16 protein-coding genes are annotated in these 15,867 nt (G+C 69.5%); 12 read left to right on the top strand and 4 right to left on the bottom strand.

Annotation, left to right across the window (positions count from 1 at the left end):
• Positions 1-49: 49 nt before the first annotated feature.
• The 5 genes from AWB89_RS10040 to AWB89_RS10025 all read left to right on the top strand — a co-directional run bounded on the left by AWB89_RS10040 (position 50) and on the right by AWB89_RS10025 (position 5,365).
• A complete protein-coding gene (locus AWB89_RS10040; protein WP_085173259.1) occupies positions 50-823 on the top strand; it encodes an MBL fold metallo-hydrolase in 774 nt (257 codons plus the stop codon).
• A 61-nt stretch (positions 824-884) separates the two neighbouring features.
• Entirely contained in the window at positions 885-3,173 is a 2,289-nt protein-coding gene (gene aceA, locus AWB89_RS10035) for an isocitrate lyase ICL2 (protein WP_085100354.1), read from the top strand.
• A gap of 101 nt (positions 3,174-3,274) precedes the next feature.
• Positions 3,275-3,481, top strand: a complete 207-nt coding sequence (locus AWB89_RS27265; protein WP_158089816.1) for a hypothetical protein — start codon at positions 3,275-3,277, stop codon at positions 3,479-3,481.
• Between the two features lie 166 nt (positions 3,482-3,647).
• Positions 3,648-4,055, top strand: coding sequence for a hypothetical protein (locus AWB89_RS27630; protein ID WP_158089815.1), 408 nt, complete (start codon positions 3,648-3,650; stop codon positions 4,053-4,055).
• 146 nt (positions 4,056-4,201) lie between these two features.
• Positions 4,202-5,365: an LLM class flavin-dependent oxidoreductase gene (locus tag AWB89_RS10025; RefSeq protein ID WP_085173256.1), complete on the top strand. Its 1,164-nt coding sequence runs from the start codon at positions 4,202-4,204 to the stop codon at positions 5,363-5,365.
• Positions 5,366-5,396: 31 nt separating this feature from the next.
• On the opposite strand, the gene AWB89_RS10020 is transcribed toward AWB89_RS10025, so the two are convergent.
• Positions 5,397-5,858 carry a hypothetical protein gene (locus tag AWB89_RS10020; protein WP_085173254.1) on the bottom strand — a complete coding sequence of 154 codons (462 nt, stop codon included), beginning with the start codon at positions 5,856-5,858 and terminating at the stop codon, positions 5,397-5,399.
• A 73-nt stretch (positions 5,859-5,931) separates the two neighbouring features.
• Between AWB89_RS10020 and AWB89_RS10015 the strand changes: the two genes are divergently transcribed.
• Positions 5,932-6,255: a hypothetical protein gene (locus AWB89_RS10015; RefSeq protein ID WP_085100345.1), complete on the top strand. Its 324-nt coding sequence runs from the start codon at positions 5,932-5,934 to the stop codon at positions 6,253-6,255.
• 76 nt (positions 6,256-6,331) lie between these two features.
• On the opposite strand, the gene AWB89_RS10010 is transcribed toward AWB89_RS10015, so the two are convergent.
• The 3 genes from AWB89_RS10010 to AWB89_RS10000 are packed head-to-tail and all read right to left on the bottom strand — an operon-like array spanning position 6,332 to position 9,806.
• Complete coding sequence (locus AWB89_RS10010) at positions 6,332-6,787, bottom strand: SRPBCC family protein (RefSeq protein WP_085173252.1); 456 nt, start codon at positions 6,785-6,787, stop codon at positions 6,332-6,334.
• A gap of 30 nt (positions 6,788-6,817) precedes the next feature.
• Positions 6,818-8,410 (bottom strand): allophanate hydrolase, encoded by a 1,593-nt coding sequence (locus AWB89_RS10005; RefSeq protein WP_085173250.1) that lies wholly within the window; start codon positions 8,408-8,410, stop codon positions 6,818-6,820.
• Positions 8,400-9,806 carry a TIGR00366 family protein gene (locus AWB89_RS10000; RefSeq protein ID WP_085173248.1) on the bottom strand — a complete coding sequence of 469 codons (1,407 nt, stop codon included), beginning with the start codon at positions 9,804-9,806 and terminating at the stop codon, positions 8,400-8,402. Before AWB89_RS10000 ends, AWB89_RS10005 begins: the two co-directional genes overlap by 11 nt.
• Before the next feature lie 254 nt (positions 9,807-10,060).
• Between AWB89_RS10000 and AWB89_RS09995 the strand changes: the two genes are divergently transcribed.
• From AWB89_RS09995 to AWB89_RS09970, 6 genes are all read left to right on the top strand, one after another.
• Entirely contained in the window at positions 10,061-10,798 is a 738-nt protein-coding gene (locus AWB89_RS09995) for an SDR family NAD(P)-dependent oxidoreductase (protein ID WP_085173246.1), read from the top strand.
• 21 nt (positions 10,799-10,819) lie between these two features.
• Positions 10,820-11,563, top strand: coding sequence for an SDR family NAD(P)-dependent oxidoreductase (locus AWB89_RS09990; protein ID WP_085173244.1), 744 nt, complete (start codon positions 10,820-10,822; stop codon positions 11,561-11,563).
• A 37-nt stretch (positions 11,564-11,600) separates the two neighbouring features.
• Complete coding sequence (locus AWB89_RS09985) at positions 11,601-12,344, top strand: DUF899 domain-containing protein (RefSeq protein WP_085173554.1); 744 nt, start codon at positions 11,601-11,603, stop codon at positions 12,342-12,344.
• Positions 12,345-12,356: 12 nt separating this feature from the next.
• The gene (locus AWB89_RS09980; RefSeq protein ID WP_085173242.1) at positions 12,357-13,343 is read left to right on the top strand and encodes a sigma-70 family RNA polymerase sigma factor; all 987 of its coding nucleotides are present in this window, start codon (positions 12,357-12,359) and stop codon (positions 13,341-13,343) included.
• Positions 13,344-13,354: 11 nt separating this feature from the next.
• Positions 13,355-13,924, top strand: a complete 570-nt coding sequence (locus AWB89_RS09975; protein ID WP_158089814.1) for a TIGR03086 family metal-binding protein — start codon at positions 13,355-13,357, stop codon at positions 13,922-13,924.
• A 94-nt stretch (positions 13,925-14,018) separates the two neighbouring features.
• Positions 14,019-15,854, top strand: coding sequence for a fatty acyl-AMP ligase (locus AWB89_RS09970; protein WP_085173240.1), 1,836 nt, complete (start codon positions 14,019-14,021; stop codon positions 15,852-15,854).
• Positions 15,855-15,867: the final 13 nt, after the last annotated feature.

Raw genomic sequence — 15,867 nt, 5'->3', positions numbered from 1 at the left:
TTTTTCCGACGCGTCCCGCCGCGTCCCCGCTAGGGCTACCGTCCTTCGTGTGCACTTCGCGTGGGAACGGCTGACCGACACCGTCCATCGCTGCCGGCTGGCGTTCTGCGACGTCACGGTCGGGCTGGTGCGCGGCGCCGGCGGCGCGCTGATCATCGACACCGGCACCACCCTCGCCGAGGCCGCCGCGATCGCGGCCGATGCGCGACGGCTCACCGGACGCCAGGTGACCCACGTGGTGCTGACGCACAAGCACTTCGACCATGTGCTGGGTTCCTCGGCGTTCGGCGCTGCCGAAATCCATTGCACCCCAGACGTTGTCGAGTATCTGTCAACGGATACCGACCACCTTCGCGAACACGCGCTGAGCTACGGCGCGCACGCCGCCGACGTCGATCGCGCGATTGCGGCGCTGCGGCCGCCCCGGGTCGGCGGGTACGACGCCACGATCGACCTGGGCGACCGCACCGTCACGGTCACCCACCCGGGGCGCGGCCACACGACCGCGGACCTGGTCGTGGTGGTGCCCGCCCGAGGCGACGAAGAGGACCCGGTCGTGGTCTTCACCGGCGACCTGGTCGAGGAGTCGGCCGACCCGTACATCGACGCCGATTCGGACCTGGCGGCCTGGCCGGAAACGCTGGACCGGCTGCTCGCGCTCGGCGGCCCCCACGCCCTCTACGTCCCGGGGCACGGGCGGGTCGTCGACGCGGAGTTCGTCCGTCGGCAGCGGGATTGGCTGAGCGCCCGCGCGGCGCCGCTGACGAACCCGCCGGCACGGCGCGGCAACGGTTTCGGCTCGGGACCATTGACCCCTGATTGAACCGCCTGCTACGGGGATAAACTCACGTGCAGCGGAAATCGTGAAGAGGAGCGTAAACCCCATGGCCATCATCGAAACGGACACACCGGTCCGCACGCCGTTCGAACAGGACGTCGAGGCTACGCAGCGATACTTCGAGGGTTCGCGCTTCGCCGGGATCACCCGCCTGTACACGGCCCGCCAAGTCGCCGAGCAGCGCGGCACCATCCCGATCGACTACCCCGTGGCGCGCGAAGCGGCCGCGGCGTTCTACGACCGGCTGCGCGAACTCTTCGCGGCGAAGAAGAGCATCACGACCTTCGGCCCCTACTCGCCCGGCCAGGCGGTGAGCATGAAGCGGATGGGCATCGAAGCCATCTACCTCGGCGGCTGGGCGACCTCGGCGAAGGGCTCCACCACCGAGGATCCCGGGCCGGACCTCGCCAGCTACCCGCTGAGCCAGGTGCCCGACGACGCGGCGGTGTTGGTGCGCGCGCTGCTGACCGCCGACCGGAATCAGCAGTACCAGCGCCTGCAGATGAGCGAACAGAAGCGCGCTGCGGCCAAGGAATACGACTTTCGGCCGTTCATCATCGCCGACGCCGACACGGGCCACGGCGGTGACCCGCACGTGCGCAACCTGATCCGCCGCTTCGTCGAGGTCGGCGTCCCGGGGTATCACATCGAAGACCAGCGCCCCGGCACCAAGAAGTGCGGCCACCAGGGCGGCAAGGTCCTGGTGCCGTCGGACGAACAGATCAAGCGGCTCAACGCCGCCCGGTTCCAGCTCGACATCATGCGGGTGCCCGGCATCATCGTCGCGCGCACCGACGCCGAGGCGGCCAACCTGCTCGACAGCCGCGCCGACGAGCGCGACCAGCCTTTCCTGCTCGGCGCCACCAACCTCGACATTCCCTCGTACAAGGCGTGCTTCCTGGCGATGGTGCGCCGCTTCTACGAACTGGGCGTCAAGGACCTCAACGGTCACCTGCTCTACGCGCTTCCCGAAGGCGAGTACGCGGCGGCGACAGCGTGGCTGGAGCGCCAGGGCATCCAGAGCCTGATCTCCGACGCGGTAAATGCGTGGCGCGAGAACGGAAACCAGTCGATCGACGATCTCTTCGACCAGGTCGAGTCGCGGTTCGTTGCCGCCTGGGAGGACGACGCGGGGCTGATGACCTACGGCGAGGCCGTGGCCGACGTGCTCGAGTTCGACGCGAGCGAGGGCGAGCCGCGCGAGATGAGCTCCGACGAGTGGCGTGCCTTCGCCGCGCGGGCCCCGCTCTACTCCGCCCGGGCGAAGGCGAAGGAGTTGGGCGTCAACCCTGGTTGGGATTGCGAGCTGGCGAAGACCCCCGAGGGCTACTACCAGATCCGCGGCGGCATTCCGTATGCCATCGCCAAGTCGTTGGCCGCGGCGCCGTTTGCCGACATCCTCTGGATGGAGACCAAGACCGCGGACCTGGCCGACGCCAAGCAGTTCGCCGACGCCATCCACGCCGAGTTCCCCGACCAGATGCTGGCGTACAACCTGTCGCCGTCGTTCAACTGGGACACCACCGGCATGACCGACGAGCAGATGAAGGAGTTCCCCGAAGAGCTCGGGAAGATGGGGTTTGTCTTCAACTTCATCACCTACGGCGGACACCAGATCGACGGCGTCGCCGCCGAGGAGTTCGCCACCGCGCTGCGGCAGGACGGCATGCTGGCGCTGGCCCGCCTGCAACGGAAGATGCGTCTGGTCGAGTCCCCTTACCGCACACCGCAAACCCTGGTCGGCGGGCCGCGCAGCGATGCGGCGCTGACCGCCTCCTCCGGCCGGACCGCGACCACCAAGGCGATGGGCGAGGGCTCCACCCAGCACCAGCACCTGGTGCAGACCGAGGTGCCGAAGAAGCTGCTCGAGGAGTGGCTGGCGATGTGGAGCGAGTACTACCAGCTCGGCGAGAAGCTGCGGGTGCAGCTGCGCCCGCGCCGGGCCGGCTCGGACGTGCTCGAACTCGGCATCTATGGCGACGGCGAGGAGCAGCTCGCGAACGTCGTCGTCGACCCGATCAAGGACCGGCACGGCCGCAGCATCCTTCAGGTGCGCGACCAGAACACCTTCGCCGAGAAGCTGCGGCAGAAGCGGCTGATGACCTTGATCCACCTGTGGCTGGTGCACCGCTTCAAGGCCGACGCGGTGATTTACGTGACGCCCACCGAGGACAACCTCTATCAGACGTCGAAGATGAAGTCCCACGGCATCTTCAGCGAGGTCTATCAGGAGGTCGGCGAGATCATCGTCGCCGAGGTGAACCGCCCGCGGATCAACGAGCTGCTAACGCCCGACCGCGTGGCACTGCGGAAGCTGATCACCAAGGAGGGGTAGGCGCCCGCCCTGGGCACGACGCGTCCCCGGGAGAATGCCCGTCAGCAATAGTTGCATAGGTGTAGAATTAGGCCATTGCTCCACAACGAGAGGAGTGGCTCATGAAGGCACCAACCAGGGCGGCGATCGTAATGTTCGGCGGTGCGGCCGCGCTCGCCGTGACCGTCGGATTCGGTGGCGTGGGCGTCGGTCCCGTGGGCAGCGCGTCGCCAACGACCCCGTCGTCGCCCGTGGCACCGGCTCCGGCACACCACGCCGCCGTGCACGCGGCGACCCTGACCGGCTGCATCTCCGGCGAGAACTGCTAGTCCCTTAATCCACCCGGGCCGCTGGATCGACTTCGATCCGGCGGCCCCCGTGCGTTTCGGGCCGTCGCTCCCACGGGCAGCGTTTCCACCCGTTTGCACCTCCGTGCACAGGGGTACGGAGAAGTGGACTGCATGAGAGTGGTGCCAGGGGAGAGTGGGGAAGCTGATGAGATCTGGAATCAGGAACACCGTCGCGCTTGTGGGCGGTTCGGCCATGCTCGTGTTGGCGGTCGGATGCGGCGGCGGCGGCAATAAGGGGCCGAGCAGCAGCACGACGCCATCGACCACGACCACTCCTACGTCCAGCGTCGCGCCGTCCCCCGCACCGGGTGGGGGCGGCGGCACGCCGGGCGGTCCCACCGGCGGCGGGGGCCCGGGCGGCGGAGGCGGCGGCGTACCGGGCGGTCCCACCGGCGGCGGCGGTCCCGGCGGCGGAGGCGGCAGCGTCCCGGGCGGTCCGACGGGCGGCGGCGGCCCCGGTGGCGGCGGCGGCAGCATCCCCGGCGTCGGCGGTGGCGGCGGCGGACCGGGCGGCGGCGGCGGTTGCGTCGGCAACCTCTGCGGCGGCTACTGATCGTCGGCGAAGACTTGCTCCGATAGCCGGTGGGGCCATGTGAATCTGGCCCCGCCGGCTGAGCAATATTGGGCGTCCTCCCTTTCGGCCTAACCCACGGCGAGTTGAGTTATGGTTCTCCGCAACTCGACTGCAAGGGGACACCCATGGCCAAGCTCAGGTTTGGATACTTCATCGCCCCGTTCCACCGGGCGGGCACCAACCCGACCCTTGCCCTGCAACGCGATCTGGAGTTCGTCGAACATCTCGACGCGCTCGGCTTCGACGAAGCCTGGATCGGCGAGCATCACTCCGCCGGGAGCGAGATCATCAGCTCCCCGGAAGTCTTCATCGCGGCGGCCGCCGAACGCGCCAAGCGCATTCGCTTTGGGACCGGCGTCATTTCGCTGTCCTACCACAACCCGCTCTGGGTCGCCGATCGGTTGATGCTGCTCGATCACCTCACCCATGGGCGGATCATCGGCGGGGTGGGTCCCGGTTCGCTGCCCACGGATTCCTCGATGATCGGGCTGAATCCCACCGACACGCGCGAGCTGCTCGAGACCAACCTCGACATCGTGGTTCGGTTGCTGGCGGGGGAGACGGTGAGCGCCAAGACCCCCACGCACCAGCTCTTCGACGCCAAGTTGCAGCTGGCCCCCTACTCCGAAGGCGGGATCCCGCTGGCGGTCGCCGCGGTGGCCTCGCCGACCGGGGCCCGGCTGGCCGGCAAGCACGGCACCGGGCTGCTGTCGATCGGGGCGACGCTGATCGTCGAGGGCTTCGACGCGCTGTCCTATCACTGGAACATCGTCGAGGAGCGCGCCGCGGCCTTCGGCACGCAGGTCGACCGCAGGAACTGGAGCCTGGTCGGTCCCATGCACATCGCCGAGACCGACGAACAGGCCCGCGCCGACGTCAAATTCGGCATCGAGTCGTGGTTCAACTACTTCCAGAAGGTGGCGGCCTTCCCGCAGATGACCATGCCGGGCGAGCAGCTCGACGAGATGATCGACATCATCAACGACAACGGGGCGGGCGTCATCGGCACGCCGGAGCGGGCCCGCGCCCAGGTGCAGCGGCTGTGGGATCAGTCCGGCGGCTTCGGCTGCTTTTTGCAGATGGGCCACGAGTGGGCGAACCCCGCGGCCACCAAGCGGTCGGCCGAGCTGTTCGCCGCCGAGGTCATGCCCCACTTTCAGGGCCTGGCCCAGCCGACGCTGGACGCCGCGGCGCGCGCCGGTCAGGTGCGCGACGACCTGGCGCAGTCGCAGCTGCAGGCCGTCGAACACATGGCCAAGAAGTACGAAAGCGAAAAGGGTAGCGGCTGAGCCGGCGCTTGCCGAGCGTCCGGCGCGAAAGTCAATCCCAGTCGGCTCGGGCAGCCCTCTTGCGATAGCTCCACACCACGAGCGCGCCGCTAGCCGGTCCCGCGATCAAGACGCCGAGCCCGAACCCCGGCAAGCACGCGCTTGCCGTATACGCGGTGCCGCCGCTCACACGAACATCCATCGTCGACCCGACGGACGGCGCACCGAACAGCCGCCCGGTTTCGATGTCGCCGGTCTGTAATTCGCCGTCGAGGCTCCACGTGCCCTTGGTGCTGGCGCCCCTCCCGCCGCCAGGTTGAGTGACGGTCGCGGTTGTCGGTGTCCCGGCGTGATACCCGTAGTAGGCGTGCGCGCCCCAGGCGAATCCGACAATCGCAAATGCCGCGGCGATGAGGTTGCGCCACCACATCCCGGTCGACCGGCGCTCCGTGTCACGCTTGGGCTGCCACGCCGGCGGTGCCGGCGGGCGTTCCTCGGCGTCGTCCGCCTCCATCAGCGGATGATTTCATATGACGGCGATAGCCGCTTCCCAGCGTGCAGCTAGTCACGGGAGCGAGCCTCAACGCATGACGATCCAGGAAACCGGCACGCCGCGTCGGCAATGGCGGCGGCTCCAACTACTTTTCGCCGGGGCCGCGGCCCTTGCGACGCTCGCGCTGTTCGGCACGGCGCGCGCCGACGTGGCCCTGGCCGCTCCGACCAGCGGCCCCGTCGGGGGCTTCGCCGCCGACGACAGCGACGACGAGGCCCAGTTGCAACAACAGCTCGCTCAGCAACAGCTGCAGCAGTCCATGCAACAGGCCGAGGAACAAAACGAACAGGCCCAGCAGCAATTCCTGCAGGACATGCAGCAGGCTCAGCTCACCGAGCAGCAGGCCAACAACCCGTAGCTAGCGTCGAACGACGAGTTGTGTTGGCAATTCCCGGGATTCGTCGACAACAAGTCGACGCTCGGCAGGGAAATTCCTAGGACTCGCGCTCGGCCGCCCGCACCAGCCGGCCCGAGAAGAACCGCACCGCCCCGCCCAGCGCGGCCCGCATCATCGGGCCCGTCCCGCGCGCCCCCTCGACGAACTCGCCCGTCCAGCGGATGTCGGTGCCGCCCGACGCGTTCGGCGTGAAGACCACCTCGCCGAAGTAATCCTTGGCCGGGCTGGGCGGCCCGACCAACTTGTAGGTGTGGCGGCGGTCCTGCTCGTAGGCGACGGTTTCCTCCTGTACCAACAGCGGCCAGACCCCGACCTTGCGGACGGCGCCGACGCCGCCCGGCGCCGGATCCCCTTGTCGCGCCCAACTCGATTGAAGGACGATCGGCTTGGCCCACTTCGACCAGTTGGCGCCGTCGGCGACCAGTCGAAACAGCGTCGCCGCGGGCGCGCTGCTGGTGCGGTTGATTTCGAACGAATACTTGCGACCCGACATGCCGCGTACCCTACGCGCCGAGTGTGCGGCCTACGCGCGGATAGAGGTGGTTTCGCCTACCTGGGGCCCGCCGTCGGTGATCGCGCTGACGGTGCGGCCGTCCTCGAGCTCGATCGTGCTCAGCGCCATGCCGGCGGGCGGGTCCGCGAGCAGGCGCCCCAGGCCGGCTTCCGAGATCCGGAATAGTTCCCCGTCCGACCGCGCCCGTTCGGCGCTGAGGTGGCCGGTGTGGCGGGCGCCGAGTTGTTCGAGTCGCCCGCGGACGGATCTCGAACCCAATAGCGCTATCTCGCAACCGGTTTCGACGAGAAGCGGAGACGGCACACCGCGGAGGCGGGCCGCGATGTCGACCGCTACCTGGTCATGAAACGCCGGGACGACGACCGTCACCCCGAATGGGCCGCCGTCGGCGGTCGGCACACCCGGAACGGCGATCGCGGCCATGTCGAGCGGGTTGCAGAAATTGGTGAAGGTGCCCATGCGGCGGTTAATCGAATAGGGATCGGCCCGCACCTGCTCCAGCGTGGGGTGTTCGGTGGTGGTCGGGAGCAGCACCGCGTCGAACCCGGCGAGCAGCTCTCCGGCGTCGGCCCGCGCGCGTGCCAGCGCATCCAGATCGGCGGCGAAGGCCGGGCCGGTGATCGCGCGCGCCGCGGTGATGATCGACGCCACGACGGGGTCTGCGCCGGCCGGTGCGGTGTCGAGGAATTCGCCGACGGCGGCGTACCGCTCGGCGACCAGCGCGCCGTCGTAGAGCAGCCGCGCCGCGTCCAGCAGCACCGAGATGTCGACCGGTTCGACGCTCAACCCGGCCTCGCCGGCGCGGGCGACGGTGCGCTCGAACGACTCCCGGTAGGCGTCGCTGAGCGCGGTGAGGTTCGCCGCCTGCGGGATCGCCAGCCGCGGCGCGCGGGGCGCGGCGAGTGGGACGTCGGCGGGCCAGCGCCGGCTGCGGGGGTCGCGCGAGTCCGGGCCGGCCATGGTCGCCGCCGCGGCGGTGGCCAGGCCGAGGTCGGCCGCGAGCACGGAGACCGCGTCGAAGCTGGCGCTCGCCGGGACGACGCCGTGGGTGGGGATGATCCCGAGGGTCGGTTTGATGCCGACGATGCCGTTGAGCGCGGCGGGGACCCGGACCGATCCCGCGGTGTCGGTGCCGACGCCGATGTCGGCGATGCCCAGCGCGACGGCCACCGCCGAGCCGGAGCTGGACCCGCCCGCGACCCGTTCGGGATCGAGCGAATTGCGAACGGCGCCATAGGGACTGCGGGTGCCGACCAGGCCGGTGCCGAACTGGTCGAGATTGGTCTTGCCGAGCACGATCGCCCCGGCGGCGTTGAGCCGCTGCACCGCGGGGGCGGTGGTCGCCGGGACGTACGCGAATTCGGGACACCCCGCGGTGGTGGGTAGGCCCGCGACGTCGATGTTGTCCTTGACCGCGACGACCAACCCGGCCAACGGCAGCCGCTCGCCCGCGGCGAGGCATTGCTCGATGGCAGCGGCCTCGGCCAGAGCGTCGGCCCGGTCGCGCACCGTGATCCAGACCTCCGGGCGCTCGACCTCGCCGATCCGCCGGTACGCGGCGCGCACCCGGTCGACGGGGGAGCGACGCACCTCAGATGACATATGGCGCGATCAGGACCGCAACGCTGGAGACGGCAAACCCGATCAGGAAGGCGATGACGGTAAAGCCCATCACCTGGCGGACGTTGAGCTTCGCGATGGCGAGCACCGGCAGCAGCCAGAAGGGCTGAATCATGTTCGCGACGGCCTCGCCGTCCGCGACCGACATCGAGATCAACCCGAGGTAAGTCCGCGAGTGCTGCCCGATGGCCAGCGCCGAGTCAACCGCGATGGGCCCCTGCACCGCCCAGTGCCCACCGCCGGACGGCACGAACAAGGAGATGAGGACCGAACCGACGAAGGTCAAAAACGGCAGCGTGTATTGGTCGGCGCCCCGGACCACCGCCTCGGCGAGCACCGTCTGCAGCGCCTTGCCCGAGCCCGATGGCAGATAGCCCAGCAGGCCGACGATCCCGCCGTACAGCGGATACTGCAGCAGCAGCGGGCCGGACACCTTGGCCGCGCCCGAGAAAGCGCGGATGAACCGGATCGGCGTCCGGTGCAGCAGCGCGCTGGTGATGGTGAACAACATGATCATCGACGAGATGTTGAGCGCGAACCCGCTCAGCACGAAATACGTGATGCCCGCGGCGAACACAATGACGTTGAGGATCCACAAGTTCTCCAGCCACTCGGCGAACGTCCGCCTGCCGGTCGGCGCGGCCGGCTCCGGCTCCTCGTCGAACACGGCCGGATCCGGCTCGAGGCCCTGACTGGGCGCCATGCGCCAGATCGCGACCGAAAGCAGGGCGACCACAGCGATCACCGCGACCCAGTTGTAGGGCTGGAAGACCGTCAACGACAACGGCACCGTCATGCCGGTGATCTTGTGAATCACGTTGATGGGGCTCGTCGTGTCGGTGTTGGCGAGCGCGATCGACGACGACAGGCCCTGCGTCCAGACGATGTACCCCATGAACCCGGTCGCGATGAGGTAGCCGAAGTGCGCACCCCGCAGGCGTTTTGCCACCTGCCGCGCGACCAGCGCGCCGGCCACCAGGCCCAGGCCCCAGTTCAACAGCGAAAAGACCGTGCTGACACCGAAACACAGCAACGCCCCCTGCACCTGGTTGGTCGGCTTGCTCGCGACCCGGACGATCGCGCGCTTGAGAACGGGCGCCTCGGCCAGCGTGTAACCGGTCACCAGGACGAGCACCATCTGGAACGCGAAGGTGAAGATGTTCTGCGCGCCCCACACCCCGCCGTACCACGCCTTGAGCACGCCGGCCGCCGTGGCGCCCCGGACCAGCAGCGCCACCAGCGCGACGACGATCAGGGTGAGGATGACCGCGAACAAGTAGGGGTCGGGCATCAGGCGCTCGACGTACCGGACGCACAGCTCGGTGAACCGCTGGATCAAGCCACGTCGTTCGACCGGACGCGCCTGCGTTGTGGTCATCTGTTTCCTTCGTCTATCCGTTCCGGCAAACCTGGCCCAAGGCAACCCCAAACATATTTCGGCCGGGTGAACTCAGGGCGCTTCGCGGGCGATGACAACTCACGTTGCCAGAGGATGCCGCCCGCCCCTGCCGTGACCCCGGGAAACTGAGGCGCCACATCGCGATGAGTTTCGGTGCCGGAACTTGTCTATATCCGTAGTTCGAAGCCCCTGCACGCCCGTGCGGGGGCTTTTTCAGTTGAGAGAGGTTTGTGATGGACCCAATCGCGGACAAAGCAGTTCTGATCACCGGCGCCAACCGCGGCATCGGCCGGGCCCTGGTGTCGGAGGCCCTGCGCAGGGGGGCGCGGCGGGTGTACGCCGGCACGCGGGGCGTCTCGCCGTCACCCGACGAGCGGGTGGTCGCGCTGACGCTCGACGTGACCGACGCCGCGCAGATCCGCGCGGCCGTCGCCGCGGTCGGATCGCTTGATGTGCTGATCAACAACGCCGGGATCGCGCTCTATGACGATCTGCGCGATCCCGGGGTGCTCGAACGGCACCTCGCCGTCAACCTCTTCGGCACCTACGCGGTGACCCAGGCCTTCCTGCCCGCACTGGTTCGAACCCAGGGCGCGGTGGTCAACAACCTGTCGGTCAACGCCCTGGCGCCCCTGCCGCTCATTCCCGCGTACTCGGCCTCCAAGGCGGCGGCGCTCAGCCTCACCCAGTCGCTGCGCGCCCTCCTGGCCCCGCAAGGCGTGCGGGTGCACGCGATCTTCACCGGCCCCGTGGACACCGACATGAGCCGGGACCTCGACATACCTAAGGCAACCCCGCGGTCCGTCGCCGCCGCGGTGTTCGACGCCCTGCAGCGCGGCGAACACGACATCTTCCCCGACCCCATGTCGCAATCCATCGCCGACGGCTGGCACAGCGGCCCGGCCAAGGAGCTGGAGCGGCAGTACGCCCAGCTGCTCGCGGCGACACCCCCCGCCACGGCACACGCCTGACGGCACAACCAGGAGGACAAGATGAACAACCTATCGGGCAAGACCGCACTCGTCGTCGGCGCAAGCCGCGGGCTGGGCCGGGGCATCGCACTGGCCACGGCCACGGCCGGCGCCGCGGTGATCGCCGTGTCCCGCAGCGCGACAACGTTTTCCGAGTCCAGCGGCGGCGGCAGCATTGAAGCGGTGATCGCCGACGCGGCCGACCCCTCGGTGCCGGGCAGCCTGCTGGACCGATACGACCCCCAGCTCGTGGTTTTGGTGGCCGGGGCGACCCCGCTGGTCCGCCCACTGCAGCACCAAACCTGGGAGACGTTCTCGGCCAACTGGAACACCGATGTCCGCATCGCCTTTCACTGGCTGCGGGAGGCACTGCTGAAACCGCTGCGGCCCGGCAGCACGGTGGTGGTCGTGAGCAGCGGCGCCGCGCTGGCCGGCTCGCCACTCAGCGGCGGGTACGCCGGCGCCAAGGCCACCCAACGCTTTATCACCGGCTACGCGCAAGAGGAGGCGGACCGCGCCGGCCTCGGTATCACCTTCACCGCCGTGCTGCCGCGGATCACCCCGCTGACCGACCTCGGCCGCCCGGCCGTGCGGGCCTACGCGGCCCGCAACGGTCAATCCGAGGAGGAATACGTCAGCCAGCTCGGCGAACCGGTCAGCCCGGGATCGGCCGGTGCGGCGGTCCTGGAGCTCGCGCAGGCCGAGACCGCAAGCCTTGCTCCCGGCTACCTGCTGACCGGCGCGGGGCTGCAGAAGCTCGCCTGAAATGCACTGCACCACAACCGAAAGGCCAACGATGAACATGCAGACACCCCCGATCGCATCGGCGCAGGACTGGGAGGCCGCACGCCAGCAGCTGCTGGTCAGGGAAAAGGAGGTCACCCGGGCGCGGGACGCGCTGGCCGCCCAGCGCCGCCGCATGCCGTGGCTGCCGGTGGACAAGCCCTACCAATTCGACGGGCCCGACGGCAGGGTCGGCCTGGCGGACGTGTTCGCCGGCCGGCGCCAGCTGATCGTCTACCGCGCCTTCCTGGAACCCGGGGTGGACGGCTGGCCCGACCATGCGTGCCGGGGCTGCTCGATGATCGCGGATCACATCGGCAACCTGGCGCATCTGAACGCCCGCAACACCACGCTGGTGTTCGCGTCGCGCGCCGGCCAGCCCGACATCGCCCGGGTGAAGGCCCGGATGGGTTGGCACATGCCGTGGTACACGATCACCGACGACTTCGACCGCGACTTCGGCGTCGACGAGTGGCACGGCACCAACGCCTTCATCCGCGACGGCGAGCGGGTGTTCCGCACCTACTTCATCAACAATCGCGGCGACGAGGCGCTGGGCACCACCTGGAGCTACCTGGACATGACCGCCCTTGGGCGCCAGGAGGACTGGGAAGACTCCCCGCAGGGCTACCCGCAAAGCCCCGCGTACGCATGGTGGAACTGGCACGACTCGTACGGCGACCAGCAACCGCAGTGGTGGGACGACCCCGACCCGGGCGAGCGCGACCCCAACGATCCGCGGCCGCCGCGCCGCGAATCGTGAAAGGCTTCGGAGATGGCGGACACCGGCATCGATGATTTCGCACAGGTCGCCGAACGGTACCGGCCGGAGTTGCGGGCGTACTGCTACCGCATGCTCGGATCCGTCGACGAGTGCGAGGATCTGGTGCAGGACACCTACCTGCGGGCGTGGCAGGCCTACGAGGGGTTCGAGGGCCGATCCTCGGTCCGGCTGTGGCTCTACAAGATCGCCACGAACACGTATTTGAACGTGTTGCAGACCCGCAGGCGCCGTCCCCTTCCTTCCGGGCTCGGCGCTCCGGCCGACACCGCGGCGGTCGCGCTGGCCCCGGCGCAATCGGACATCCCGTGGTTGCAACCGGCACCGGACAGCCTGTTGTACGGCGCCACCGACGACCCCGCCGTCGTCGTGTCCGTGCGCAGCAGCGTCCGCTTGGCGTTCGTCGCCGCCCTGCAGCATCTGTCGCCCCTGCAGCGCGCGGTCCTGGTGCTACGCGAAGTATTGGGTTGGCAGGCAAGCGAAGTCGCCGAAATGCTGGAGACGTCCACCGCCGCCGTCAACAGCGCCCTGCAGCGCGCCCGCGCGCGACTGGCCGAGGCCGGCCCCAGGCTCGACGAGCTCGGCGAACCCAGCGAGCCCGAACTGCGCGACGTGGTCGATCGCTACATGGCCGCCTTCGAACACGCCGACGTCGACGCATTGGCGCAACTGCTGCGCGCCGACGTCGAGCTCGAAATGCCGCCCATTCCAACATGGTTCACCGGACGGGACGCGGTGTGCGCGTTTTTGGCCCGGGTCGTGCTGCACGCCGCGGACCAATGGCGGCTCGCGCCCACCCACGCCAACGGCGCCCCGGCCCTCGCGATGTACAGGCGGGCACCGGACGGTTCCTTCCAGGCCCACGGGCTGGACGTGCTGTCCCTGGCCGGCGGTCGCATCTCGCGCATCGTCGCCTTCAACGACGCGGCGCTGGTGACAAAGTTCGGCCTGCCGGAGACGTACGTGGCGCCGGGGAGCTGAAGGGCCGGACCGTGTCCGACACCGACGAGCGGGCCGTACTGACTGGGGCGGCCCGCTACCTGTTCCAGAATCTCCTTCTGGTTGGTGAGGCCGACCTCTCGGCGCCGACGCCCTGCCGGGAGTGGGATCTGCGCCGCCTGCTGCACCACCTCGGCGCCTCGTTGGCGGAGGTCGCCGACGTGCTGGCCGCGCGCGACGTCGTCGCGCCGACCCTGCCGGCGGCGGGTTCCGATCCGGTGCGCGCGCTGCGGGCCGCGATCGTCGACTTCATGCTCGTCTCGGCTTCGCTGCCCGCGACGGGTCGGTGGTGCGACATCCAGGGCCGGAGGCTGCCCGCCAAAACCGTTGTCCACGTTGGGTCCATCGAGATGGCCGTGCACGCGTGGGACATCGCCCAGGCCTGCGGAATCGACCGGCCCATTCCCTCGGCCATCGCTTCGGCGCTGCTGTGGGTTTCGCCACCCCTGGCCCGGGCCGGGCTGGCCGGGCACGTGTTCGCCGCACCGCTGCCGGCCCCGGCGGCCGCGACGCCAAGTGAGCAGCTACTGGCCCTCTTCGGCCGTCGGCGCGCCCCGTTGTGAGCGCCGGCCGGGGGCGCCTCGCCGCCTCGCGCGGAGCGTCCCGAGCGCCGCGCGGGCGAACCGGTCGGCCGCGGCGGGCACCTAGACTGCGCTCATGGATTGCGGTTCCCGGCACAGCGCCGCGGCTCCAAAGGGCCTGCTACTGATAGAGGACTGCCTGGACGCCGAGGGCGGCGTCGCGCTGCCGCCGGGCACCACCCTGATATCACTCATCGAGCGCAACATCGCCAATGTCGGTGATGCCGTGGCGTATCGCTTCCTGGACTACGCCCGCTCCGAAGGCCACGCGATAGAGGTGACCTGGGCCCAATTCGGGGCCCGGTTGCGGGCCATCGCCGCGCGGGTGCAGCAGTTCGCCGGCGAGGGCGACCGGGTCGCGATCCTGGCGCCGCAGGGCATCGACTACGTCGCCGGCTTCTACGCCGCCATCAAGGCGGGGACCACCGCGGTGCCGTTGTTCGCGCCCGAGCTGCCCGGCCATGCCGAACGCCTGGAGACGGCGCTGCGCGACTCCCGGCCCGCCGCGGTGCTCACCACGGCCGCCGCGAAAGAGGCGGTGGAGGGGTTTCTGCTCAACCTGCCCGATCTGGGGAAGCCGCAGCTGATCGTCATCGACCAGATACCCGACTCGGTGGGGGAGCTGTTCGTGCCGGTCGAACTCGACATCGACCGCGTTTCGCACCTGCAATACACCTCGGGTGCGACGCGGCCCCCGGTCGGCGTCGAGATCACCCACCGCGCCGTCGGCACCAACCTCGTGCAGATGATCCTGTCGATCGACCTGCTGGACCGAAACACCCACGGCGTCAGCTGGTTACCGCTCTACCACGACATGGGCCTGTCGATGATCGGCTTTCCCGCCGTGTACGGCGGCCACTCCACCCTGATGTCGCCCACCGCCTTCGTCCGCAGGCCGCTGCGCTGGATCCACGCGCTGTCCGCCGGGTCGAAGCAGGGCCGGGTGGTGACCGCCGCCCCGAACTTCGCCTACGAGTGGACGGCCCAGCGCGGGCTGCCCGCGCCCGGTGACGACGTCGACCTCAGCAACGTCGTGCTGATCATCGGTTCCGAACCGGTCAGCATCGAGGCGATCCGGACCTTCAACAAGGCCTTCGCCCCGTATGGGTTGCCGCGCAGGGCATTCAAGCCCTCGTACGGCATCGCGGAGGCGACGCTGATGATCGCCACCATCGATTCCTCCGCGGAGGCGTCCGTCGTGTACCTCGACCGCGAACAGCTGAGCGCCGGTCACGCGGTGCGCGTGGCGGCCGACGCCCCGAACGCGGTGGCGCAGGTGTCCTGCGGCCGGGTCGCTCGCAGCCTGTGGGCGGTGATCGTCGACCCCGAAACCGGATCCGAACTGCCCGACGGCGATGTCGGCGAGATCTGGCTGCAGGGCGACAACGTGGGTCGCGGGTATTGGGGGCTGCCCGACGAGAGCCGGCTGGCGTTCGGCGCCACGCTGGGCTCGCGGCTCGCCGAAGGCAGCCACGCCGAGGGCTCGACGGCGGGGCGGCCCTGGCTGCGGACCGGCGACCTGGGCGTGTACCTCGACGGCGAGATCTACGTGACGGGCCGCATCGCCGACCTGATCACCATCGCCGGCCGCAACCACTACCCGCAGGACATCGAGGCCACCGTCGCCGAAGCATCGACCATGGTGCGACGCGGCTACGTGACCGCGTTCTGCGTGCCGGACGGCGGCGAGCAGCGCCTCGTGGTGATCGCCGAACGCGCCGCCGGCACCAGTCGCGAGGATCCCCAGCCGGCGATCGAGGCGATCGGGAACGCGGTGTCCCGCCGGCACGACGTGCCGGTCTCCGACGTGCGCTTTCTGCCGGCCGGCGGCATCCCGCGCACCACTAGCGGCAAACTGGCCCGCCGGGCCTGCCGCGCGCAATACCTCAGCGGCACACTGGGAGTGCACTAACAAGGCGAAGCCG

The organism is Mycobacterium paraense (genome assembly GCF_002101815.1).
Taxonomy (GTDB): domain Bacteria; phylum Actinomycetota; class Actinomycetes; order Mycobacteriales; family Mycobacteriaceae; genus Mycobacterium; species Mycobacterium paraense.
Note: the sequence above shows the minus strand (reverse complement) of the source record. Positions and strands in the feature narration are given on the sequence as shown.